Consider the following 21,276-nt stretch of genomic DNA (forward strand, 5'->3'; position numbering starts at 1 on the left):
TCTTGTGTTGGCGCGAGGCCTCAGCGAACAGGTCGAACTTCAGGGCGCTACGGGGAGTGATCATGGCAAAGGATGGAGCACGCGTTCTCGATCAACAAGGGACCGGATGGGTTTTGAGAGGTTCCCTTGTGCATAGCTGCCTCGACGTATGTTTCCGGCACTTCAAGCTCGTTGGAAATGCGCTGCGCTGTGGTTTTTGAGATGAGTACCTGCCCAGCCGTATTCGCTCTTTCTCGGGCAGCAAAACCCTCTAGCCAGGCGACTGGTATGTCCGTCAAGGCCGTGCACAGAGAAGAAACGGCTTTAACCAAATTCCCGGCCGAAGTTTTACCTAGCACAGCCAGCGCGGTCTCAACCTTCGATCCCGGCACTATTTCAGATTTGGCGCTTTCCCCACCCTCCGCGTCCACGCCTTCAAAATCGTTCATGCGTCTCTCCCTAAGAAATGGAGTGACCATTATTCCCTGTGAGCTCAGCCGCGGCTACGCTCCACCACCCACTCCCGGATGATCTCCCGAATCTCCGCATCGTCCGCCGCACTGATGCCCAGGTAGGGCCGCGCCGGCATCTTGACCTTGTGCGCCGGGATCGTCACGGCCCGCTCGGTGGCGGTCTTGTGCTTCTTGCCCGCAAACAGCACCTTGCCCGCCACGCTGCGATAGCGCACGGTGGCGGCCCGCTCGAGTTGGTCGATCTCGCCGCCGAACTGGTGGATCGCGCCGTATTTGGCATTGGTGCCGACCGCCACGGTGTTGTCATCCACCACCTGGTAGTGGATGCCGCTGCGCAGGTAGCCTCGCAGGGTCAGCACCTTGTCCTGGTGGTACTTCTTGCGCCGCGCGTAACGGGGTTTCAACGGCGCCCAGGGCGTGCCGTCCGGGGCCGTCTGCGTCTTGAAGCGCGCCTGCGTGGACGACTGCAGGTATTCGCCCAGTCGCGGGGCGAGCGGGCCGGTGGAGGGCAGCGCCTGGCGCGCGAGCATTGCGCGGGCCAGCCGGTCTTCCACCGTCATCGTGATCTGGGTGCCTGCCATGTCTCTCCCGCCTTTCGTCAGAGCGCTTCGCGCCGGTACAGCAGCGCGCCGATGCGCCAATCGTCCGCGGCCTGCGCGGCGTCCTGCAGGACGGTGATTCCGCTCCAGCCGTCCGCGCCGACCTCGAACACGGCCAGGGATGGCGCGGGCTCGCCCTCGACCAGGAACCGCGCAACGTACCGGCGCCGCACCACCGCGCGCTCCTGCGCAGGGAGCCATTCCACGCGCGTCCAGATCTCGTCGGGGTCCAGCAGCGCGCGGGCCAGCAAAGGCAAGCCGCGCCCGTTGGCCTCCAGGGCACCCTGGCCGTCCAGGAACATGTCGCGGCTTACCACGACGCGCTCGCCGATCACGTCGCGCACGATGGCTGGGGCGCTGGGCTCCACGCCCAGGGCGCCCAGGAAGGCATCGACGGACGCGGGTGCATCCAGGCCCGCGGGCAGTAGCTCGGAGGCCGGCAGCAGCCGCGGCGGTGGCAGGGGATCGACCGGGCCGCGGTTGGGCACGCCGGGCCCGCCCGCACTGCCTGGCACCAGGGGGCCGGGACGCTCGGGCGGGACAGCGCTGCGCATGCGGGCCGCACCCGGTGCGTACTCGAAGCCAGGATCGATGCCCTCGGGCACGCGCACCGTGCGCGGGCCATTGAGGCTGCGCTGGCCGATGGTGCGCTCGACGTAGTTGAAGGTGGGCGCCTGGTCGGGGCCGGACTTGCCCAGGCGCACCAAGTCTCGCAACCACAGGCCGCGCACCTTGCAATGGCATCCCCAGCCGTTGGGCGGAAACATGACCTCCCAGGCAGGATCGCCCTTCTCCAGGACGAGACCGTTCCAACTCACATGGATCGGCCGTGGGTGTTCCACCCAGTCCTGGTGCTCGTACTGCCAGTACGGGGCCGCCTGCAGCTGCTGCCAGCGCCCGGCCGCGTAGCTGGTGGACAGGTTGGTGTCGTAGATCACGCGGCTGCGCCAGTTGCGCCCGCCGTTGTAGTCCCAACCGTGCGTGGCCACGATGCGGTCGAAGTCCTTGCGGAAGTCCTCCAGCGTGGATTGGCCCGCGATGGCCCGCTCCACCGCGCCGCGGAAGTCGGCCACGATCGCATCCCGGTTGGCGCCGGCCACGACGAAGGACCAGTCGTGTTCCCCGTTGTAGAGGTCGGTCCAGCCATCGGTGGGCAGGTTGAGTTTGCGGCGAAAGAATTCCGCTTGTTCGCGGAACGGCAGACTGCCGTAGGCTGCATCAGCCACCGGACCCCCGGCAAACCCGTTTATGGGCGTTTACAGCGCCTGTCGGCGCGCGAGGATGGGCGACGGGGGCGGCGGCTCGCCGACCGGGCTTAAATCGGCCAAGGTCAGGGGTTGGCATTGGCGGCCTCCTGCAGCACTTCGTAGCGGCCTGCGAGCTGGGCCGCGGTCAGGGCCTCGGCCATGGCTGCGGCGTACTGGTCCAGGGTCATGCCAGGCAGCAGCGCATCCAAGCCGTCACGGATTTCCGCGAGGGACTGCGCGCGCTGCACGAGCTCGCGCACGCGGTCGATCCAACCTGCCACGGCCGGGGCCACGTTCTGTGCCAGTTGGGGCTGCATGAGCGCGGAAGGCGGCAGCGTCACGGCCTGGCCGGTCGGCACCACTGCCGTGGTGGCCGCCGTGCCGGTGGGCACCGGGGGCACTGGCGGCACAGGGGCGGCGGGCGGGGCCAGCACGGCCTCGCCGTCTTGCGCCACGGGAATGCCCAGGCGCTCGTGGGCCCACTGCACCGTGGGGCGCACGCCGATGGCCACGAGCTTGGGCAGCGCATCCGCATAGGCCGTGAGGTCCTCGGGCTCTTGCGCATTGAGCCGCATGAGGGGTGCGCGGCGCATGCCGCCCGGCGCCAGTCCGTTGAGGGCAGCGATCGCGTAAACAAGGTCGCGGCTCAGCGTCGTATTGCACTGGCGCACGTCGCCGTCGCGCAGGTCCTTGCGCACTTCGTTGTGGATGTTGCCCAGCGCGTTGGTGCTGCTCTTGCCATCGGCGCCGCTGGTGAGCGTGCCGCCCAGGATCACCTTGCTCTGGTTCTTCTCGCACCAGCTCATCATGAGCTCGAAGGCTTTCGGGTCGCCCGTGGCCGCGTTGTGGAACTCGATCACCATGTCCTCGGGCACGATGCCCGCGGCGTTGTGGCCCACGCCCACCAGGGCGCGCAGCAGGGTGGCCTTTTCCTTTTCGCTCGCGCTGGCCGGGTACTTGCCCACGCGCAGGGGGATGCCATAGATCTCCAGGAACTCGGCCAGGTCGCCGACGCTGTAGTTCTTGAACAGGTACGTCCAGACCAGCTGGCGGAACAAGGCCGACCGCTCCAGGTAGCCGCTCTTGGCCTTGTGCACGTGCGTGATCCAGCCGAAGGGCTGCAGGGCCTCGCCCTGCTTGCCGTCCTCGGTGGTGTTGGAGCGCAGGCGCAGTTCCTGGCGGTAGCCGCGGTGCAGGCTGAACCAGTTCTGCGGGCGGTGCGTGATGGTCTTGGGCACCCACCACCGTTCCACGCGGTGCCACTCCAGTTCCAGGCAGGCAAAGCCTTTGCCTATGGCGTCGGTCACGTCGAACACCATGTCCTCGAAATCCGGAATCTCGGTCATGAGCTCGCCCAGCTGCTCGGCGGCTTTGGATTCGGCCGTGCTGGCGTTGGGAGGCGCGACCACCTCCCAGTCCAGAACGCAGGCACGGCGGCGCTTGCTCATCTCGCTGGCGATGTGGCCGTCCTTTTCCTCCATGTCCTCGAACAGTTCGAACTGGGCCGTGAGGTCGCCCTGTTCCGCTGCGTCCAGGATGCGCGCGAGCCGGGTCGGCGTGAGGCCGCGCGTGGGGTGGCTTTGCAGTTCGCCCTGCAAGTGCAAGAGCCGCGAGGTCTGCGGCTCTTTCAGGTCGGGCGTGGTGATGGGCTGGCCGTCAGGGCCGAGGATGCGGGAGGTTGCCATGGCTCTACCAGGTGGCGTGCGCTTCTGCGTGGGCCAGGAGGTCGTCGTCCTGGTCCTCGCCTTCCGCGCCGAGGTTGTCGAAGCCGCGCGGCAGCGCGGGCACGGGGATGAAGTCGAAGGCCGCGCTCAGATGCAGCGTGGCGAACCAGCCAAGGCAAAGCATGACGGCCGCGTCGCCGTGGCGGTACAGGTCGGGGTCTTTGATGTCCTTGCGGCGGGCCTTGGTCACCATGGCAATGCCGTCCACCTCCTCGATGGCACGCAGATCGCCCGCGATATCGGGGTCGGCCGGAATCTCGATCACCCCGTCCTCGAAGGCCTGAACCAGCTTGGGCATCCAGGTGCCGTACCAACCCCGGTTCAGCTTGACCTGGTGAACGCGGCTGCGGCCGAACTTGTCGGCGGTTTCCTCGGCCAGCGTCTCGCCGGAACCCGTGGCGTCCATGGCACCGCCGCACTGGCGCGGCAGGTGTTGGATCGCGTGCCAAATAATTTGCCGCTGCTGGGCATAGGGCACCTTGTGCATTTCGATGCACAGCGGCAGCTGGCGGCGCATGCCGGCCCCCAGCGAGATGGCGCCCCAGACGGAAAAGTCACGATGCCGCGCATAGTCTTGGGAGAACACGTGGCGCAGTTGCGGGTCCAGTCGCCGCAACTCGGGGTCGAGGTTGCGCTCGATCCAGTCTTTCGTCCAGGCCTCGCGCTCTGCCGGACTCTTGAGCAAGAAGTCATCGTCCAGCGCCAGGCGCAGGACGCGCTTAGGCTCCAGCGTCATGGCGTTCTCGATCCAGACGCCGGGCAGGCAAACGCCGTTGCCGTCGCGCGGGATCACGTCCAGCTCCTCGCGCATGGCCGCCTTGCGCACCCCGTAGCCGTTGCGAATCTTGGCGTACCACTTGGCCTTGTCTTCGGCCGTAGGGGTCTTGCCCTTCATCCAGCACACGCGCTCATAGAGCCCGTTCGCCACCGCTTCATCGAAGGTGACCGTGAACACCGCGGCGTCCTCGCCGTAGCGGCCGGCCTCGATGTCTCTCACGAACTGCGCGAACGGGTTGTTCTTTCCGTTCTGCGAGCTGATGACCGTGATCTGGCCGCCCCAGATCAGCAGCGCGGTGGCCGCATCGAGCACGCCCTGCACGTCCATGTGGAATGCGGCCTCATCGATGACGACGTGGCCCTGCAGGCCGCGGATGTTGGCGGGTCGGCTGGACAGCGCGCAAATCTGGAAGCCGCTGGCGAACCGGATTCGGTACGCCGTGATTCGGCGGGTATTGCCAGTGGCGGGGTCCTGGTCCTCAAACAGGAACTCTTCAATCTGCGAGACCTGGCCCTGGGCCTTGGCGATCACGCGTGCGAACTTGGCGCAGTAGCCGATGGCCTCCAGGCCCTTTTCCTTGGTGTCCCCGATGTAGTAGACGTTATCGCCACCGGCCTCCTTGCTGGCGGCCGCCACCAGCGTCTTGCGCAGCATGACCGCGAACGTGATGCCGGTCCGCCGGCCCTTCGGGATGGCGATGATCGAATGCGGGAGCGCCACGGCCTGGCGCTGGTGCAGCATCAGCACGCCCTCGGCCACCGGGTTCAGGTTGGCCGGGATCGATCGGGCACGGGCCGGCAGCTCGTCCCATTCGACGACGCGGACGGTGCTCGCCAGCGGCTGGATCACTTCGGCCATCAGCGCACCCCGAGGAAGTCCCGAATCCAGAAATCAAGCTGCTCCTGGCTCATGCCTTGGCTCTTGGCGATCTTCTCGAGGTTCGCCTGCTGCTCGGCCAGCATCTTGCGCCGGGTGGCGTCTTCCACCTTGGCTTGGAACTCCTTGAGGTTGATGCTGGATCGAGTGAGCGTTGCGATGTTCTTCGCTGCAGCCGATAGCATCCCCACACGTTCGGCGGGATCGATGGGGTTTTCGGGATCGTCCACGGCCTCCTGCACGTCCAGGATGGCCTCAAACAACTCGGTCTGAATGAGGGCGGTCAGCGCTCCGCTGCGGGCGTCCTGGTCGTCGCCAGCATGCGCCTGGATGATCTTGGCGGCCTCGGTGCTGGCGCGGATCGCGGCCAGGCGCCGGTCCAGCTTGGTGCCGTAGCGGTGCAACGCGGCGCGGCTGGGCAACTGGCCCGCGCTCGCCTCACCGGGAAACCGCTCCTGCAGGTCGGCGATCATCTCGTCCAGGGTCTGCGCGCCAGTGGCGAGCATGGCCTCGATATACGTCTTGATCTCGGCCGGCAGGCGGCTCACGGTGCTCTTTCTTCCCATGCGACGCCTACCAGTACTTTGCGGGGCGTGCGATGCCCGGCTCGCACGTGATCGTGTACTCGGCCACGTCGGTGCCGAAGCGCGTAAGGTCGGCATGCCATCTGCCCGAAGGCTGCTTGTCGATCCGCACCAGCTCGCGGTCGGCAAGGTAGTCCAGTTCGCGGCGCAGCTCGATGGGCGTGGCGTCCGGGTATTCGCTCTGCGCGACGGACAGGATCGGACCCTCGAACGCGCCGATGGGCCGGGCGTTGTTCAGTGTGAGCAGGACAAGCCAGCGCAATGCTTCGCGCCGGATGCGTGCCTGGTCAATGGCGGGGTTCATAGGTGGGAGGCTCCCTGGTTGTGGTTGATGACGGCGCGCAGCTGGGCGTTTTCCAGCTTGCCGGCCAGCCCATCGAGCTTGGCTTCGATGATCGATTGACCCCGGATGTAGTCGTCACGCATGACGTACTTCACGGGCAGTTCCGCCATGTGCTTCAAGAATTCCCGCTCCACGCGCTGCCACTGCAGCGTCTCGTCGCGGTTCACTTGCTCCAGGCCATCGAGCCGCACGGTCAGCTGCTTGTGCTGGTCTTCGCGGGCCTTGTCCTGGCTCGCGGAGCGTTCCTCGCGCATCTTTTCCTGCATCGCGAAGCGCTCGTCCAAGTGCTTTTGCACCTGACTGAGCAGCAGCCCGCCGCCAGCACCGCAAGCGCCCAGGAAGGCCACCAGCAGGCCCACCAACTGCCAAAAATCCACCTGTATGTTCATCGCCGTCCCTTGCTTCTTTCTCGCCGTGCCTGGCAGTCCACGCACAGCTGGCACCCCGGCAGCGCCTGGCGGCGCACCAGTGGTATCGGCTCATCGCACCCGGCCTGCTGGCAGACCGTGGCCGAGTCGGCCAGGGTCTTTCCGGCCAGGCCTGCCCGGCGCGCCTGCTCGCGCAGTGCGATGGCCAGGTCTTCTTCCTCGCGCTCGCTGGCGCGGTCGATGTCATCGGCCAAGAGCGACTCCCTGCAGCCCGGCTGGTCGGCCAGCGCGGCACACGTTGAGGGCGAAGCCCTGCAAGCCGGTCACCTGGTCCCGGAGTCCGTCAGCCTCTGCTGCCAGCCCTTGATATGCAGCGCTGCTTTCTCCGAGAAGCTCTCGGGCGGTGGCGGCTTCGCGAGTGCAGGCGGCAAGGCCGGCATCTCCTGCTGAGTAGGGATCGGGGCGCTGGTTGAGGCGGGCAATCTCGGCGCGCAACCCGCGCACAGCACCAGCGGCAGCAGCATCACGGGCCAGGCGCTGGGCCTCGCGTTGGGCATCTTCATCGGCGACTCTTTCAGCGTTGCGGAACTTGGAGGCGTTGTCGCGGGCGGTGGCGGCATTGCGGGCGTTTTCCTGGTCGTCCCAGTCGGTTTGCACGCGGGCTGCGCCCTGGGCATCGCCGCGGGCGATGAGCCGGGCTTCCCAGCGCTTGACGCCGTAGATCGCCGCGCAGATCAGCAGGGCAATCCCAATGAGGCGATAGGGTGGATTGGTCATGCGGCGTGCTCCTTCGCACAAGACACCACCGCGGCGATGAGGCTCAACACGAGCACGGTTTCCAAAAACACCCCGTCCTTGGCCGCCATAGCCAGCACGCAGCCCACAGCCAAAAGCAGGAATGCCATGCTCATAGCCCGGGCCCCCACGCGGCGTAGCGCGGCTGCAGGACCACGAGGATTCGGTGGGGGTAGCCCAGGTTTTCCGCGCAGTGCACGGGCGCGCGGCGGGCCAGCCCGCACGCTGCATCGACCTGAAGGCGATCGGGCAAGCGCAGGCCCGTGGCTGCGGCTTCCTGCTGCCAATGGCCCAGGCCGCCGTTGTAGCTGCGCAGGGCCACGTGCATGCGATCGAGCGGGCTGTAGCGGGCCGGCGTGCGGTCGTACAGCCAGCGGTCGTAGGCCACCATGGCTTGGAGAGCCCACGCAGGGTTGTAGGGCTGCGGATTCGCCAAGTTGGGACGGATCGACGGCATCCAGCGCGCCGTTGCCGGCATGAACTGGGCCAAGCCCGCAGCGCCCACCCGAGAGACGGCATCGGGGTTCCATGCGGACTCCTGGTGCACCTGGGCAGCGAAGGCCGCCACGGGCGCCTGCAGGCCCCATTCGGCCTGCGCCACACGGATCAGCAGGGAGCGGTAGCGCAGGGCGTCATCCGGCACCTGGGCGCGGGCGACAGGCCACTGCGCGAACGCTGCGGCCAGCGCCAGGCAAAGCACGCGGCGGCGCATGGCTAGATGCCCTGGGCCACGCCGATGACCACCGCGGCGACCACGATGGCCCGGCGCAGTTGTGCCGCGCAGAACGCGCGCAGGTAGGGCTGCACGATGGGAAAATCAGCGTCATGCTCGGGCTCGGTGGTGCCCAGGCGCCAGTCTCTATGCAGGTAGCTGTCGGGCCGGGCATACGGGAACAGGGCCCGGTCCAGCCAGTAGCCCATGACGGCGGCGAGCGCGACGAGCGAGGCCTTGTAGATCGTGAGGCTGAGCTTTTGCGGGGCGATCGCCGCGATCAACACGATCAGCACGACGGCGAGGACGAGCCAGAGCGAATTGCGCGGTGCGCGCAGCCAAACGGGGATGGAATCTCTGAGTTGCATTGGCCCCTCCTGGGCAGACAGTGACGGCCCCGTGAGGGGTAAGCCGTCAGTGTCTGCAGAGGGGCATCGCGCGTCTTGTGGACGCGGCCACTATCAGCACCTTGCTTGCTGAATGAGGCCGCGTACCTACTACTCCAGCGCTATTTCAATCTTGTTCGTCGCCCGGTCCACGTTGCTACGTGCGGCCTTGACCCGGCTGACATACGTGCTTTCGGAATCACCCACTTTAGGGACGGCTGCATCAAAGGTGGCCATCCACTCCAAACGCCACTCCGTCAGCTCAGTTTGTGCCTTCTTTTTGAATGCTGACTTCATCTCTGCGTGTGCAGTCTTCGCTGCGTCTTTGCCTTCGACAACGCAGACCTCTGCCTCGCTAGTGGCGATTGGCCGTGCAGCCGTGCGCGCTTCAACGAAAGCAGTGCGACCGATGAGCACGCAAGTGTCTGCGTTCGTTGAAAGCACCAAGTTCTTGTTTTTCAGTTCGGCCAACTCATTCCCGGCTGAATGTGCAGCGAATGGCGCGAGTAACGCTGTCAAAAGTATGTACTTATTCATTCTTCTCCCTCGTTAAAAAAAGTTTGGTTCGCCGCCTCACGCGGCCTTATTGCGCCCCCCGGCGGCCGCTGATTTAGCTGCCAAATCGGCTGTGCCTTCGATGATTCTTTTGCCCTCTTCACTCGTGTGCTCGTAGTTGTTGAGCAATGCGCGCTGCCGAGGGGTCAGCCTCTCCGGCGCAGTTGCTGGCTGGCTGGATTGCCCAGTCAGGACATACAGCACATCCACACCAATTCCAGCGAGCGCAGATAGCTGAACAGCCGTCGGCGAAGACACCCCTTTCTCCCAATCAATGAGGGTGCGCTTCTTTGCGCCAGCGGCGTCAGCAAAAGCAGGCTGCGTCAAACCAAGCCGCTCTCGCTCCTCACGCAAACGTTCCCCAATCATGCAAATGTCTGCACTTTCTATTGCAAGGTGCGGATATCCGCACCATAATCACACCCAAGCCAGCCAAGCACCACCAAGCACCACCAGCAAGGGCAAAAAAATGAACCGCAGTCCGCTCCACATTCCGAACCCGATGTTCTGTTTCCCCCTGTTTTGACCACACCAAATCACACCATTCTGGCACGCCATGAAGAAGCTAAGAACCGCCGCCGAAGCCCGCGCCTGGCTTGATTACCAGGGCATATCGATCGCCCAGTGGTCCCGCGAAAACAAGGTGAGCGATGCCCTCGTGCGTGAAATCCTGGCCGGCCGCAAGAAGTGCATGCGCGGCATGAGCCACAACATCGCTGTCTTGCTGGGCATGAAGAACGGGGTGATCACCACTCGTCCGGCACGGGTGGCCCCTGTACGTGTTTCGGCCAAGGCCAGCCAGGCGGGAGCGCTGGCATGACTTGCGCAGCCAATGCCTTCGGCTTCGTCATCGGAGCGCCAGTGCTTGGCGGTTCTTTCGTGCCTCATCCAGCGCATGCGCCAGTTCAAGCAGCGTGCGGCGAGCCGTCTCCAGCACTGGAAGCACGTTCGGGCGCTGTGCTGTGCGCCACGCTTGAGCCAAGCGAGGTCCGTCAATGATGCCGGCCATCTCCAGCTCGGCCGTGAGATACAGCAGCGCCTGCCCCACGCCTTCCACACGGCCTGCCAGTTCATCGAAATTGCGTGCGTCCATTGCGTCCCCCTCTGTGTTTGCGATGGATGGACTTTGCTCGCGGTCCGCCTTCCAAGGGAAAGTGCTTTTGGAAGCGTCGTGCTCAGGAGACTTCCAATGACCCGCCGCACCTGGAAACACCTGCGAGCCAACAGCCTGGTGCATGCCCTGCGGCTGTGCAAGGAGTTCGCGCAGGACCGCCACAACCTGAGCGTCGAGCGCATCGCCGACCGCATGGGGGTGACCCACGACAGCCTCTACAAGTGGCTGGGCACCGGCCGGATGCCCGCCATCCTGGTGCCGGCCTACGAGCTCGCCTGCGGTTGCCATTACGTCACCGACTGGTATGCCGCGGCAGCGGGCCGCTTGTCCATCCCCATGCCCACGGGCCGCAACGTGGGCCAAGCCGATCTGCTGGCGGTCAACAGCAGTTGCGCCGCCGCGCTGCAACTGCTGACCGCGTTCTATGCCGACCCGTCTTCTGCCGACCCCGCCGCCACCCTGGAAGCGCTTCGCACGCACCTGGAGCAGGTGGCTTTCCATCACCACAACGTGGCGCGCTATGCAGCGCCGGAACTGGAGCTTTGACCATGACCATCGATTCCAACTGGGTGAGCGTGATGACACCCAACTACATCTATGTCGGCATCGCCAAGCGCGAAGACTTCGACCGGATCGGCCTTCCGGTAAGCAGCACAGGTTCCGCTGACAAGCCCGTTCTGTGCAAGACAGCACAAGACACCAATGGCTGCACCGTGGTGTTTCAGCACTGGTACGGCCCGACCCCCGCAGAGCGCGCCGCGGCCCAGGCCGTGGAGCTGCTGCGAGCTCGCCGCAAGGTGCCCGCATGAGCCAGGACGACACGAAAACCGGCGCCCAGGTGCTGCGCGCCCTGGAAATGCTGGAGTGCCTGGCTGGCCGCGTCGTGGACGGCATGTCCAACAAGGATCTGGCCGCCGCCATGCGCTGCCCCCCGTCCTACGTGACCCGTACCGCGGCCGTGTTGATCGGCAAGGGCTGGGTCGAGAAGGACGAGTCCACCGAGCGCTTTCACATCACCACCCGTTTCAGCCGCCTGACGTTCCGCGTCATGGCTGACTTTGAACGCGCGAAGAACGACCTGGAACAGGTCCAGCGCAACTACACCTTGACCAACTGAGCAGCACTACATGGCACGCACCCCCAAGACCACCACGGCGCCCGCAGAGGCGCCGAAGCTCAACGAGACATCCCTGGCCACGTTGGATGCCGCTCCTGCGCAGCTCGCGGCTGCGCATGACGCGATGGACGAAGTTCTCGCTGCAGGAATCGACCTTGGAAGGCTTGAAGCACTGACTTTTATTCAAACGGTTTCAGAGTCTGCAGCCCTCGCCATCTATGAAAACGTAAAGAAATCAAAGGCTTGGCGCCTCCTGCGCAATCCCGAGGCTTCAAACGGTTTGAATTTTGCGAGCCTGGATGAGTTTTGCCAGGTCAAGCTCGGTAGAGGCTACGCCCGGATGCAAATGATCTTGGGCAACCAGCGAACCATCGGCCAGGAAGCCTTCGAGCAAGCCGAGCGTCTGGGCCTGCACCAGCGCGACTACAACGCCATCAAGGCGCTGCCTGCCCCCGACCAGGAACTGGTGCGCCGCGCGGTGGAAGAGGCCACCACCCGCGAACAGGTGCTGGACGTGCTGCACGAACTGGCGGTTCGGACCGCTCAGGAAAAAGCCGCCCTGCAGGAAGAACTGCAGGACGCCAACGACCAGGTGGAAAGCCTCGCCGAGGACAAGCGGGCGCTCGTCAACGAAAAGGAGGCACTGCGCAAGCAGGCCCGCCGCCTGGCGCAGGCCACGCCCGACGAGGTAGCAACCCACCACCGGGCCGGGGTGGAGAAGCTGGCGCTGGATGTGGCCGGCATCGTGAACGGCCCCTTGCGCGAGGGCCTGGAAAACCTGCGCGACCACGCAGAAGCCAGCGGCATTTCGCAAGACGCATGGATGGCTGGGCAACTGCAGCAGTTGGCCTCCGCGCTGCGCTCCATCGCCGGCCGCCTCGGCGTGGACCTGGTGGACAGCGAACGCCCCGCCTGGATGGAAGACATGACAGCGCCTACAGGCGTCACGCCCCTGGCGAACTGAACCCCATGGCCCGCGCAACCAACCCCGCCATTACGCAGCGCCTGGTGCATTACAGCCAGGCGCTGCAAGCGGCCCCCTGGGGCGCAAAGACGCCGATCTACGAAGCGGCGAGCGCCGAGCTCCAGCTATCCGTTGCCACTGTCATCCGCAAAATCAAGGAGGTCTCCATCGTGTCTGCCAAACCCCGTAAACGCCGCTGCGATGCCGGCCAAACGGCCCTCACGCGCGACGAAGCCGCTCGCATCAGCTTCATGCTGCTGGAGCACATGCGCAAGAACAATAAGCGGTTGAAATCGATCGCTGATGCCGTGGAGGACCTGCGCGCCAACGAACTAATCCGCGCCGAGCGCGTGGACAGCGATGGCGAAATCCTGCGGCTGTCCACCAGCGCGATCATCGCCGCGCTGCGCACTTACCGCCTGCATCCCGACCAGCTGCTGGCGCCTGCGCCTGCCGTGCACCAGGCCAGCCGGCACCCGAACCACGTCTGGCAGATCGACGCCAGCCGCAGCGTGTTGTTCTACCTGCCCTCCAAGGGCAAGGACACCGGGTTGCGGATGACGCGCCACGACGAGGACTACTCGAACAAGCCCGACAACCTGGTGCGGGTCATTCAGGCCAGCCTGTGGCGCTATGTGGTGACCGACCACACCAGCGGTGCCATCTTCGTCTGGTACGTCACGGGCGGCGAAACCGGGGGCAACCTGGCAGAAACGTTCATCCAGGCCATGCACCAGCGCGAGGGCAACCCGTTCCATGGCGTGCCGGTGCTGGTGACGCTGGACCCGGGCGGCGCCAACACGAGCCCGCCGTTTCTCAACCTGTGCAAGGCCCTGCGCGTGCGCGTGGTCATCAACAAGCCGAAGAACCCGCGCGCCAAGGGGCAGGTGGAGAAGGCCCAGGACATGGTGGAGCGCAGCTTCGAATCCACGTTTAAGTTGATGCGCCTGGAGACGCTGGAAGAGATCAACGCGGCGGCCCTCAAGTGGGCGCGCTGGTTCAACGCCACGCAGGTCCACAGCCGCCATGGCATGACCCGCTTCGAGGCGTTCATGCGCATCCAGGCCGAGCAGCTGGTGATTGCACCCGGCATCGATTTGTGCCGAGAACTGGCTGTCTCCGCGCCGCAGGAGCGCACGGTGAACGACTTCCTCGAAGTGGAGTTCCTGGGCGAGACCTGGGACGTCTCCCACGTGCCGGGCGTGATCGTGCGACAGAAACTGCAGATCGTGCGCAATGCCTGGCGCCCGGACTCGGCCCAGGCCATCGGCGTGGACGATGCGGGGCGCGAGGTCTATCACGTTCTGGAGCGCAAGGAGCGTTCGGAGTTCGGCTTCCTGGACGGCGCGGCCGTGATCGGCGAGCAGTTCAAAGCGCACGCCGAAACCCCGGCGCAGCGGCACATGAAGGAGATCGACCAGCTCGCCACGGGCACCACCACCGTGACCGCGGCCGAGGCGGCGCGCAAGGCGCAGGCCAAGGGCAAGGAGGCCCAGCCAGCGGCGGGGCTGCGCGGCATGGTCGATCCGATGCGGCGCATGAACGATGCCGTGCTGCCGTCCTACCTGCCACGCAAGGGCACCGCCCTGGACGTTGCCAACCCGGTGGCGAACGCCGCAGTGCTGGACCAGGTGGATACGGCGCTGGCGATCCAGCGCATCGCCAAGCAGATCGGTCGCCCGGTCACGCGGGACGAGAACCGATTCATCAAGGCCCGGTGGCCCGAGGTCATGCCGGATGACCAAGTGGATGCCCTGGTCGCGCAATTCCAGCGCGGCCAGGTCGAGCAGCCCGAAGCATTCGGTGGCCTGCGCGCTGTGGGGATGTGACGCCCATGCTGAACCTGCAATCCATCTTGTTGGAGCTGAACATCAGCCAGTCCGAACTGGCGCGCCTGCTCAAGGTGAGCGCTGCCACGGTGAGCCTTGCGCTCAAGCACGACCGCTGGCCCAAAGGCCAGGGCCTGGAATTCAGGCTCAAGCGCGATATCACCCAACTCCTGATTCAACGCGGGATTGCCCCTGAGAGGGTGGCAACCGCTTTTGAAGAGTGTGCCGGGCAGCGCGCCAACGCTGCCCAGCCCACTGAGGCAAACGCCTCGACTCCAAGCCCCCGAACCAACCTCAATCAACTCAAGGACGAGGACATGCTACTACGCAAGCACACGATCACCCCCGACGCGAGGGACTACTTCGCGCTGGAGCGGGACCCTTTCACCAACGAAATGCGCAGCGTGGCCGATGTGTTTCTCAATGAGAACACGCGCAAGGTGCGCGCTGCCGTGCGCAACGTGGCCGAGCATGGCGGCATGCTGGCCGTGATCGCCGAATCGGGCGCCGGCAAGTCCACGGTGCGCAAGGACCTGATCAAGTGGATTCAGACCAGCCAGAAGCAAATCGTGGTCATCGAGCCCGGCATCGAAGGGCTGGACAACGGGGACCGCAAGAGCCGCCCGCTGCGCGCCAGTGACCTCGTGGAAATCATCATCCGCGACATCACGCCGGGCGAGCCCATCAAGCAGTCCTACCAGGCCCGCCTGCGCCAGATGCGCGATGCGCTGCGCGCCAGCACCAACGCGGGCAATCGGCATGTCCTGGTGATCGAAGAGGCCCACCGCCTGGCCGTGCAGACCATCAAGCACTTGAAGAACTTCTACGAGATGGACGACGGCGCTTTCACGCCGCTGCTGGCCGTGATGCTGATCGGCCAGACCGAGCTCGACTGGCGCATGGACGAGAAATCCTTTGACGTGCGCGAGGTGGTGCAGCGCTGCGAAAAGCGCTTCATCGAGCCGCTGGACAACGATGTGGAAGCCTACTTGCGCCACAAGTTCGCCCGGATCGGTGGCAACTACGACAAGGTGTTTGCCAGCGATGCTGCCGAGGCCATCGTGGCACGCCTGCGCGTCACCACTGAAACCCGTGTGCGCGGCCAGCGCAGCCTGGGCCCGCGGTCGCTGTGCTATCCACTCGCCATCAACAACCTCGTGTCCGGCGCCATGAACTTGGCGCATCAGGGCGGCGAGGACTTGGTGACGGGCAAGCTGGTGGCCCAGGTCGGACGGGAGGAATGATGCGCCCCTACCTGATCCTGATCCGCATGGATGACGGCTCCAAGGGCCATCTGCGCGGTGCGTTCGCGTCGGACTGGGAGGCCATCAATGCAGCGCTCCACCTGGAAGGCGTGAAGTCCGTAGTACCGCGCAGGGAGGCAGCATGAACACGCGCCGCTATCCCCGCGTTCCCCTGGTCGTTCTGCTGAGCGCGTTGGTCATGGTGCTCACGACCATGCTGCTGATCGCCGCGGCGGAAATCTACAAGCTGGACACCCGCATGGACCGCGTGCATCTGCAGGGCATGGCGGTAGGCCAGCAAATGTGCCTGGGCATCCAGCCCGAGCTGGACCGGCTCCCGGCCCGCCGCATCGGTGGAGGGCTGCTCTGATGACCACCGAACGAATCCTTCCCGGCCGGGGACGGCCCCGCGACAAAGAGCGGCCCTCCCTGCGCCCTGCAGACCCGGCGCCGGCCGCGCAATACGACCTCATGCGTGCGCCTGTCTGGACGACCAGCCCCGCCCCGGCCACCCGCGCCGGGGCGGATGACCACAAGCGCATCGATAGCCGCGGTTACCGCTGCTAGGAGCCTGCCATGCCCGAAAAAAACGAATTCACCCAGGCCAATCTGCAAGCCGATGGGGCGGCGCTCGCAGCCCAAATCATCGACAAAGTGCTGCGCCCGCACCAGCCACTGCGCACCGTGGTGGTCCTGGAGGCCCTGGTGATGCTTTACCGATTCCACGCGCAAACCCTGCCTCCCCACGCCATCGGCTTGTGCTCCATGTCCTTGGCCGAACTTGCGGGCGAGTTGCTCAAAGCCTCGACCGCCACACAAGTCCCCGACTGCAACGCCATCCATTGATCCAGAGGTAACCCATGTCACTTCAAGAAGCCCAGAAGCGCGCCTCCGCTCTCAGCGAACACCGCGACCGCCTTTCCGCCCTGTTTCTCACGCTGCAGAGCAATCTCGACACCGTGAAGAATGGTTCGCTCGCCGATATCAAGCGCGTGGCCCGCCAGGTCGCCAAGGAGCACAACGAGCTGGTGGACCATATCAAGGCCCATCCCGAACTGTTCGAGAAGCCGCGCACCTACGTGGTGGACGGCATCAAGTTCGGCATGCTGCTGTCCAACGGGTCCCTGCAGTGGGACGACGACGAGAAGGTGTGCGACCGCATCCGCCGCCTGGTTGATGCCGGCGAGATCACGGCGGAGCAGGCCGACTTGCTCATCAAGACCACGGAAAAGCCTGTGGCCAGCGCCTTGGCCCAGCTGGACCCGAAGGTCCTCAAGCGCCTGGGCGTCTCTGTTGAGGGCGCTGGCGACCAGCCGCTCATCAAGAGCGTGGACAGCACCATCGAAAAGGCTGTGACCTCGGTCATCAACGCGGCGATCAAAGAAGCCAACGCGGAGTTGTCGTGATGGTGTTCCGCACAACCCCTATCGACAACAAGAAGGCGGCCATGGGCTACCTGAACGCCAACCAGCGCCCGTGCTGCCGCAACTGCAGCCACGGCGAGCAGGCTCCCCGAAGCGGCGCATACAACGACGTCTATCCGTGGCGCTGCACCCTTGGCGGGTTCGGTGTGACGGCCCAGGCGGTGTGCAAGGAACACAAAGCGCCAGAGCGCAAGGGAGCGACAGCATGAGCATGACCGAAGATCACCTGCGTCTTTTCGAGCGAGTGGTGGCGCACCTCCTGCAGCGCATCAAGAGCGACCCGCGCATGGCTTTTCTCGCGGGCCCCGGATCGGAGCTCTTCGATCTGGCCACTGCCGCCGCAGCCGCTGCGGGCGGCTTCGACGAGGAGTGGTACAGCAGCCAATTCGCTGAGAACCTGACTTATCAGGCTGTCCCCGCGATCCATGGCAGCGGCGAGCCTGCAGCCCGGCAATACTGGGCTGTCTTCGCGCCATGCCGTCAAGGCGTCATCTTCACCAATGCTGAGGATGCCCGCTGGACGCATACAGGCATCGGAACCGGAAGCGACGGCTTTGGTGTGCCTAGGATCGGGTCCGACTTCCGAGAAGCCTATGGCACCGATCCGCTGACGCTGGAGCGGGTGCAGATTGTCCCGGCCGAAGGTGCGGCCATCGCAACGCAGGAAGGCGGTGCGGCATGAGCGCCGCCTACACCCCCCGCGAGAACTCAGTCGCCTGGAAGGTGACCCAGTTTCTGCAGGCACACCCCGACGAGAAATTGGACGCCGATCTGATCGCCGCCAAATGCGACTGCGACCGCCGCAACGTCCACACGCTACTCGGCCCTGCTGTCCAGGCCAGCCTGTTGGTGCGCGCCGAAGACAACGAGAGCGGCGAGCTGATTTACCGCGCCGGCAAGGTCGCGCTGAATCCACCGGAGCAGCCTGGCAGTGGCGGTTTTCACGGATGGCTGGAACGCAAGGGCATCGCGTCGGCCGAAGGTCGTGCGGCGCGCCGGGACGAACTACCCACCCCGCCGACTGCGGCCCCGGCCCCACGGGCCAGGAAGCAGTCCCCGCGCTTCACGATGGATGCGCTGACGGTGCCCATCGAGAAGGACGTGCCCCTGCCATCGGGCGTGAAGGTCATGGACTGGTCGCCGCTGCTGGAAAAGCTGGAGCCGGGCGATTCGTTCCTCGTCCCCTATGCCGCCCGGTCCTCGATCAGCACCGCCGTGAAGGCCTACAAGGACGCGACGGGCAAGACCCTCACGACCCGCACGCTCGACACCGGAATCCGGGTTTGGAGGACCAAATGACCAACAACCCTTTCAAAGCCGGCGTGTATGGCGGCGTGCCGACCTATCACGTCACGGCGGACGACCGCCTGCGCCTTGTGAGCTCTTTTGAACGTGCTCAGTGCGACGCGGCGCTGCTCGTGCCTGGTCTGCAGAAGACCGTGGCGAGCGCTGTGCATCGCCGCATCCGCCATCTGGACAGGGTGGCTACGGTGGTGACCTTTGAGGACCAAGGCCAGGACTTCCTGCGCTGGGAACTGGATGCAAAGGGCACGGTGATCGGGTGCGAGCCTTTCCAGGCGTCCGTCTGGCACGGCAAAAAGGTGTTTCAGCCCGCTCTGCTGGCTGTGGGTGACTTGGTGCACTTCTATGAAAAGCAAGAAAAGGCCTTCCGGCACATCCGGTACCGCGTCGCCAAGGTCGAGCGATTCGAGAAGGGTCACCCCAAATGACGCGCGACGAAGCACTCGACGAGTTCAAAAAGTGCTTGACGCTGCCCCCCTAGAGAAAGACGTGGCAAGCGGTGTGTGCCACGGCCTTGGCAGGCCGCAACTGCCGCAGATCGGGGCGTTCCAGTTCGCTGACCGATCCGGTGCCCGGTGCCGTCCACCGGGATTTTTCTAACTCTCGAAAGTAGCGAATGAACAAGTCTGAATTGATCGAAAACATGGCCGACCAAGCCGGTATCACCAAAGTGGCCGCGGGCGCTGCCCTGGAGGCGGCCTTGACGTCCATCCGGGACACCTTGAAACGGGGCGGCAGCGTCACGTTGGTGGGCTTCGGCGCGTTCTCGGTGACCAAGCGAGCGGCACGCACGGGGCGCAATCCGAAGACGGGCGAGGCCATCAAGATCAAGGCCAGCAAGGCACCCAAGTTCTCCGCAGGCAAGCCGCTGAAGGATGCGCTGAACTGAGCCAGCCGGCTTTCTGCTGCCCCCGCTTGGGGGCAGTGGTGAGCCACCTGGACCCAAGCCATGACGACAAAGCAAAAACCTTCCGCCGATGCCGGCCGCGCCCGCCTCATCAAGTTGGTTCACGTGGCACGGCGTGACCTGGAGCGCGCGGGAACGCTGGACGAGCCGGGCTACCGTGACATCCTGCGCGCGGCTTCGGGCGGGCGTCACGATTCGGCGGCCGCGATGAGCTACGCGGACCTCAAGGCCGCACTGGAGCGGCTCAAGCGCGCCGGTTTCAAAGTGCGCAAGCCAGCCGGCTCGCGTTCGATGACGGTCAATCCGGACGCATCCAAGGTGCGCGCGCTGTGGCTTTTCCTGCATGCCCTCGGTGCGGTTCGCGATCCTTCCGAGCAGGCCCTGGCCGCCTACGTGCGCCGCACGGTCAAGGTCGATGACCTGCGCTGGGCCCGTGGCGAGGACAGCACGTTGCTGATCGAGACGCTCAAGAAGTGGGCCATGCGCTATCTCCCCGCCGCACTCGAAGCGTTGCGCGTTGACCTGGTGGCCGCGCACAAGGCCCAGCCGCTGACCGAGGCCCAGCTGGAACGCGCCAAGGCCGCGCAGCAGTACCTCTTGCGGGGCGAAGGGTTTGACATGCTCTGGTGGGCCTGGGAGGCGCTCATGGACGCCCTGCAGCGACCCGTGGCCGGCGAAGTCGCTGCACTGGGGGGCGGGAGGTGAGCCGCGATAACCGGAGTTCGATCCGCCGCGCTGCGCTGCTGGCGGATATGGTCACAACGACCGAGCGGTTCCTGACGGACAACGGCATCCCGGCCAACTTTGCCTTGGTGGTGGCCAACGGCCTGGCCGATCACTTCGCGTTGCACTGGGGCGGCCAGGTCATCAGCTTCCCGAAGGACCATCGCCGCGAACTCACGCGGCTGGAGATCGAGATCTACGAGCGCTTCCAGGGTGATAACTATGACGCGCTGGCCCGCGAGTACGACATGACCATGAGCGGCATCCGCAAGCTCATCAAACGCATCAAAGCCAAGCTGGCGAGCGGCCCTCAGTCGGACCTGTTCGAGTAGCTCAGTCGCCGTCCTGCCCGTCCTTGTTGAAGAATGCCTGGTAGATCACATACGGGATCACGGAGACCACCACCCACCACCAGTTGGCCTGCACGTAGGCCAGCACCCAGCAGCTCCAGCCGAAGAGCACGGCGAACCAGCCGAAAAGGGTCGAAAAGCGAGGGCGTTTCATCAGAGCATCTTCACGCCGTTGAAGCCCCAGCGCACGTACACGAGGTAAGGGAGGATTCGGACAGTGCCCGCAGGCGTAGGGAGGTGGATCGGAATGCTGGCCGACTCTTTTATCATCATGTTCAGAGGCCGGCCGAATCTCGCCATGTACACACCGGGACCGAAGAATCCGTGCAGCCCGAATTTGCTGGAGTTGATGACGCCGGTTCGCGCGATGCCTGCGGCCCCGGCCTTGGTCGTGAAGTGGATAAGGCTTTTGGGCAGCGCTGCAAAGCCATATCCGGCCGTGCCCAGCACTGTTGCTGTGGTAGGTGCAACATCAGGGGTCCAAAGCGCCGCGAACACGCCTGGCACGTGGGCCAGCGGCGCCAAAGGGCTCTGCGATTGGGTGGCGACGTCGGCCCAGTACTGGGTGGCTTCATCGGCCGCCTGCGTGGATTGCACGTATAGCTGCCGCAGCTTGAGCATGAGTCGGTTGATGGTGCCCGTATCGGATATCTGGACGGGTGTGTTGCAGCCCTCGCGGCGGCAGGTGAGTGAGTTATCGGCCATTGGTCCCGGCTTGTTTTAGTCACGCCGCTCCACGATGCGCGGAAGGCGTACCGGCCTCCCTGCCGGCCCCCGGATTACCGATGGTGCTGCTTTCGCTAGACTTACAAGCTGCCCCGCCAGCTGGAAACAGGGCGTTGCAGTGATTGCAATCTGATTTCAGTGGGCCGATTCGTTAAAT

Annotated in this window: 37 protein-coding genes; 19 read left to right on the forward strand and 18 right to left on the reverse strand. The window is 65.1% G+C overall.

From position 1 onward, the window contains the following. Positions 1-47: 47 nt before the first annotated feature. The 15 genes from AVMA1855_RS15470 to AVMA1855_RS15540 form a co-directional block, all read right to left on the reverse strand. Positions 48-428: a hypothetical protein gene (locus tag AVMA1855_RS15470; RefSeq protein WP_284426386.1), complete on the reverse strand. Its 381-nt coding sequence runs from the start codon at positions 426-428 to the stop codon at positions 48-50. A 44-nt stretch (positions 429-472) separates the two neighbouring features. Continuing rightward, a complete protein-coding gene (locus AVMA1855_RS15475) occupies positions 473-1,033 on the reverse strand; it encodes a phage virion morphogenesis protein (protein ID WP_284426387.1) in 561 nt (186 codons plus the stop codon). Positions 1,034-1,050: 17 nt separating this feature from the next. Then, complete coding sequence (locus AVMA1855_RS15480) at positions 1,051-2,277, reverse strand: PBECR2 nuclease fold domain-containing protein (RefSeq protein ID WP_284426388.1); 1,227 nt, start codon at positions 2,275-2,277, stop codon at positions 1,051-1,053. A gap of 104 nt (positions 2,278-2,381) precedes the next feature. Further along, the gene (locus tag AVMA1855_RS15485; protein ID WP_284426389.1) at positions 2,382-3,983 is read right to left on the reverse strand and encodes a DUF935 domain-containing protein; all 1,602 of its coding nucleotides are present in this window, start codon (positions 3,981-3,983) and stop codon (positions 2,382-2,384) included. Between the two features lie 4 nt (positions 3,984-3,987). Beyond that, on the reverse strand, positions 3,988-5,658 hold the full coding sequence (locus AVMA1855_RS15490; protein WP_284426390.1) for a hypothetical protein: 1,671 nt from the start codon (positions 5,656-5,658) through the stop codon (positions 3,988-3,990). Beyond that, entirely contained in the window at positions 5,658-6,224 is a 567-nt protein-coding gene (locus tag AVMA1855_RS15495; RefSeq protein WP_349817115.1) for a phage protein Gp27 family protein, read from the reverse strand. Before AVMA1855_RS15495 ends, AVMA1855_RS15490 begins: the two co-directional genes overlap by 1 nt. Before the next feature lie 25 nt (positions 6,225-6,249). Next, positions 6,250-6,564 carry a hypothetical protein gene (locus AVMA1855_RS15500; protein WP_272569196.1) on the reverse strand — a complete coding sequence of 105 codons (315 nt, stop codon included), beginning with the start codon at positions 6,562-6,564 and terminating at the stop codon, positions 6,250-6,252. Continuing rightward, entirely contained in the window at positions 6,561-6,992 is a 432-nt protein-coding gene (locus AVMA1855_RS15505; RefSeq protein ID WP_272569195.1) for a hypothetical protein, read from the reverse strand. Before AVMA1855_RS15505 ends, AVMA1855_RS15500 begins: the two co-directional genes overlap by 4 nt. After that, on the reverse strand, positions 6,989-7,225 hold the full coding sequence (locus tag AVMA1855_RS15510) for a TraR/DksA C4-type zinc finger protein (RefSeq protein WP_284426392.1): 237 nt from the start codon (positions 7,223-7,225) through the stop codon (positions 6,989-6,991). The genes AVMA1855_RS15505 and AVMA1855_RS15510 overlap by 4 nt, the downstream gene beginning before the upstream one ends. After that, positions 7,215-7,748, reverse strand: coding sequence for a hypothetical protein (locus tag AVMA1855_RS15515; protein WP_284426393.1), 534 nt, complete (start codon positions 7,746-7,748; stop codon positions 7,215-7,217). The genes AVMA1855_RS15510 and AVMA1855_RS15515 overlap by 11 nt, the downstream gene beginning before the upstream one ends. After that, positions 7,745-7,876 (reverse strand): hypothetical protein, encoded by a 132-nt coding sequence (locus tag AVMA1855_RS15520; protein WP_284426394.1) that lies wholly within the window; start codon positions 7,874-7,876, stop codon positions 7,745-7,747. Before AVMA1855_RS15520 ends, AVMA1855_RS15515 begins: the two co-directional genes overlap by 4 nt. 2 nt (positions 7,877-7,878) lie before the next feature. Next, positions 7,879-8,478, reverse strand: a complete 600-nt coding sequence (locus AVMA1855_RS15525; RefSeq protein WP_284426395.1) for a transglycosylase SLT domain-containing protein — start codon at positions 8,476-8,478, stop codon at positions 7,879-7,881. Positions 8,479-8,480: 2 nt separating this feature from the next. After that, complete coding sequence (locus AVMA1855_RS15530) at positions 8,481-8,846, reverse strand: putative holin (RefSeq protein WP_284426396.1); 366 nt, start codon at positions 8,844-8,846, stop codon at positions 8,481-8,483. 129 nt (positions 8,847-8,975) lie between these two features. Further along, positions 8,976-9,401, reverse strand: coding sequence for a hypothetical protein (locus AVMA1855_RS15535; RefSeq protein ID WP_284426397.1), 426 nt, complete (start codon positions 9,399-9,401; stop codon positions 8,976-8,978). Positions 9,402-9,437: 36 nt separating this feature from the next. Then, positions 9,438-9,788, reverse strand: coding sequence for a helix-turn-helix domain-containing protein (locus AVMA1855_RS15540; protein ID WP_284426398.1), 351 nt, complete (start codon positions 9,786-9,788; stop codon positions 9,438-9,440). A gap of 187 nt (positions 9,789-9,975) precedes the next feature. Between AVMA1855_RS15540 and AVMA1855_RS15545 the strand changes: the two genes are divergently transcribed. Continuing rightward, entirely contained in the window at positions 9,976-10,239 is a 264-nt protein-coding gene (locus AVMA1855_RS15545; RefSeq protein ID WP_284426399.1) for a DNA-binding protein, read from the forward strand. Between the two features lie 27 nt (positions 10,240-10,266). Here AVMA1855_RS15545 and AVMA1855_RS15550 read toward each other — a convergent pair whose 3' ends face one another. Further along, positions 10,267-10,512, reverse strand: a complete 246-nt coding sequence (locus tag AVMA1855_RS15550) for a hypothetical protein (protein ID WP_284426400.1) — start codon at positions 10,510-10,512, stop codon at positions 10,267-10,269. A gap of 96 nt (positions 10,513-10,608) precedes the next feature. Here AVMA1855_RS15550 and AVMA1855_RS15555 point away from each other — a divergent pair, with 96 nt between their 5' ends. The 18 genes from AVMA1855_RS15555 to AVMA1855_RS15640 all read left to right on the forward strand — a co-directional run bounded on the left by AVMA1855_RS15555 (position 10,609) and on the right by AVMA1855_RS15640 (position 20,375). Then, positions 10,609-11,079 (forward strand): hypothetical protein, encoded by a 471-nt coding sequence (locus AVMA1855_RS15555; protein WP_284426401.1) that lies wholly within the window; start codon positions 10,609-10,611, stop codon positions 11,077-11,079. A 2-nt stretch (positions 11,080-11,081) separates the two neighbouring features. Beyond that, entirely contained in the window at positions 11,082-11,342 is a 261-nt protein-coding gene (locus tag AVMA1855_RS15560; protein WP_284426402.1) for a hypothetical protein, read from the forward strand. Continuing rightward, positions 11,339-11,650: a helix-turn-helix domain-containing protein gene (locus AVMA1855_RS15565; RefSeq protein WP_284426403.1), complete on the forward strand. Its 312-nt coding sequence runs from the start codon at positions 11,339-11,341 to the stop codon at positions 11,648-11,650. Before AVMA1855_RS15560 ends, AVMA1855_RS15565 begins: the two co-directional genes overlap by 4 nt. Positions 11,651-11,990: 340 nt before the next feature. Beyond that, positions 11,991-12,614, forward strand: a complete 624-nt coding sequence (locus AVMA1855_RS15570; RefSeq protein WP_284426404.1) for a hypothetical protein — start codon at positions 11,991-11,993, stop codon at positions 12,612-12,614. Between the two features lie 5 nt (positions 12,615-12,619). After that, positions 12,620-14,443 (forward strand): integrase, encoded by a 1,824-nt coding sequence (locus tag AVMA1855_RS15575; RefSeq protein WP_284426405.1) that lies wholly within the window; start codon positions 12,620-12,622, stop codon positions 14,441-14,443. Positions 14,444-14,448: 5 nt separating this feature from the next. Further along, the gene (locus AVMA1855_RS15580; protein WP_284426406.1) at positions 14,449-15,687 is read left to right on the forward strand and encodes an ExeA family protein; all 1,239 of its coding nucleotides are present in this window, start codon (positions 14,449-14,451) and stop codon (positions 15,685-15,687) included. Then, entirely contained in the window at positions 15,684-15,833 is a 150-nt protein-coding gene (locus AVMA1855_RS15585; RefSeq protein WP_284426407.1) for a hypothetical protein, read from the forward strand. Before AVMA1855_RS15580 ends, AVMA1855_RS15585 begins: the two co-directional genes overlap by 4 nt. Further along, positions 15,830-16,057, forward strand: coding sequence for a hypothetical protein (locus tag AVMA1855_RS15590; protein WP_284426408.1), 228 nt, complete (start codon positions 15,830-15,832; stop codon positions 16,055-16,057). The genes AVMA1855_RS15585 and AVMA1855_RS15590 overlap by 4 nt, the downstream gene beginning before the upstream one ends. Then, complete coding sequence (locus tag AVMA1855_RS15595; protein WP_284426409.1) at positions 16,057-16,254, forward strand: hypothetical protein; 198 nt, start codon at positions 16,057-16,059, stop codon at positions 16,252-16,254. Before AVMA1855_RS15590 ends, AVMA1855_RS15595 begins: the two co-directional genes overlap by 1 nt. A gap of 9 nt (positions 16,255-16,263) precedes the next feature. Further along, complete coding sequence (locus tag AVMA1855_RS15600; RefSeq protein ID WP_284426410.1) at positions 16,264-16,533, forward strand: hypothetical protein; 270 nt, start codon at positions 16,264-16,266, stop codon at positions 16,531-16,533. Positions 16,534-16,547: 14 nt separating this feature from the next. After that, the gene (locus AVMA1855_RS15605; RefSeq protein WP_284426411.1) at positions 16,548-17,093 is read left to right on the forward strand and encodes a hypothetical protein; all 546 of its coding nucleotides are present in this window, start codon (positions 16,548-16,550) and stop codon (positions 17,091-17,093) included. Continuing rightward, on the forward strand, positions 17,093-17,320 hold the full coding sequence (locus AVMA1855_RS15610) for a hypothetical protein (protein WP_284426412.1): 228 nt from the start codon (positions 17,093-17,095) through the stop codon (positions 17,318-17,320). Before AVMA1855_RS15605 ends, AVMA1855_RS15610 begins: the two co-directional genes overlap by 1 nt. Then, entirely contained in the window at positions 17,317-17,793 is a 477-nt protein-coding gene (locus AVMA1855_RS15615) for a hypothetical protein (RefSeq protein ID WP_284426413.1), read from the forward strand. Before AVMA1855_RS15610 ends, AVMA1855_RS15615 begins: the two co-directional genes overlap by 4 nt. Then, positions 17,790-18,410: a hypothetical protein gene (locus AVMA1855_RS15620; protein ID WP_284426414.1), complete on the forward strand. Its 621-nt coding sequence runs from the start codon at positions 17,790-17,792 to the stop codon at positions 18,408-18,410. The genes AVMA1855_RS15615 and AVMA1855_RS15620 overlap by 4 nt, the downstream gene beginning before the upstream one ends. Beyond that, positions 18,407-18,841: a hypothetical protein gene (locus AVMA1855_RS15625; protein WP_284426415.1), complete on the forward strand. Its 435-nt coding sequence runs from the start codon at positions 18,407-18,409 to the stop codon at positions 18,839-18,841. The genes AVMA1855_RS15620 and AVMA1855_RS15625 overlap by 4 nt, the downstream gene beginning before the upstream one ends. Positions 18,842-19,029: 188 nt before the next feature. Next, complete coding sequence (locus AVMA1855_RS15630; RefSeq protein WP_284426416.1) at positions 19,030-19,302, forward strand: HU family DNA-binding protein; 273 nt, start codon at positions 19,030-19,032, stop codon at positions 19,300-19,302. Positions 19,303-19,362: 60 nt separating this feature from the next. Next, complete coding sequence (locus AVMA1855_RS15635) at positions 19,363-20,025, forward strand: regulatory protein GemA (protein WP_284426417.1); 663 nt, start codon at positions 19,363-19,365, stop codon at positions 20,023-20,025. Next, on the forward strand, positions 20,022-20,375 hold the full coding sequence (locus AVMA1855_RS15640) for a Mor transcription activator family protein (RefSeq protein ID WP_284426418.1): 354 nt from the start codon (positions 20,022-20,024) through the stop codon (positions 20,373-20,375). The genes AVMA1855_RS15635 and AVMA1855_RS15640 overlap by 4 nt, the downstream gene beginning before the upstream one ends. Position 20,376: 1 nt before the next feature. Here AVMA1855_RS15640 and AVMA1855_RS15645 read toward each other — a convergent pair whose 3' ends face one another. Together AVMA1855_RS15645 and AVMA1855_RS15650 are read right to left on the reverse strand one after the other, a co-directional pair. Continuing rightward, on the reverse strand, positions 20,377-20,547 hold the full coding sequence (locus AVMA1855_RS15645) for a hypothetical protein (RefSeq protein ID WP_284426419.1): 171 nt from the start codon (positions 20,545-20,547) through the stop codon (positions 20,377-20,379). After that, positions 20,547-21,098, reverse strand: coding sequence for a hypothetical protein (locus AVMA1855_RS15650; protein WP_284426420.1), 552 nt, complete (start codon positions 21,096-21,098; stop codon positions 20,547-20,549). The genes AVMA1855_RS15645 and AVMA1855_RS15650 overlap by 1 nt, the downstream gene beginning before the upstream one ends. Positions 21,099-21,276: the final 178 nt, after the last annotated feature.

Source organism: Acidovorax sp. SUPP1855 (assembly GCF_030158955.1).
GTDB lineage: Bacteria > Pseudomonadota > Gammaproteobacteria > Burkholderiales > Burkholderiaceae_C > Paracidovorax.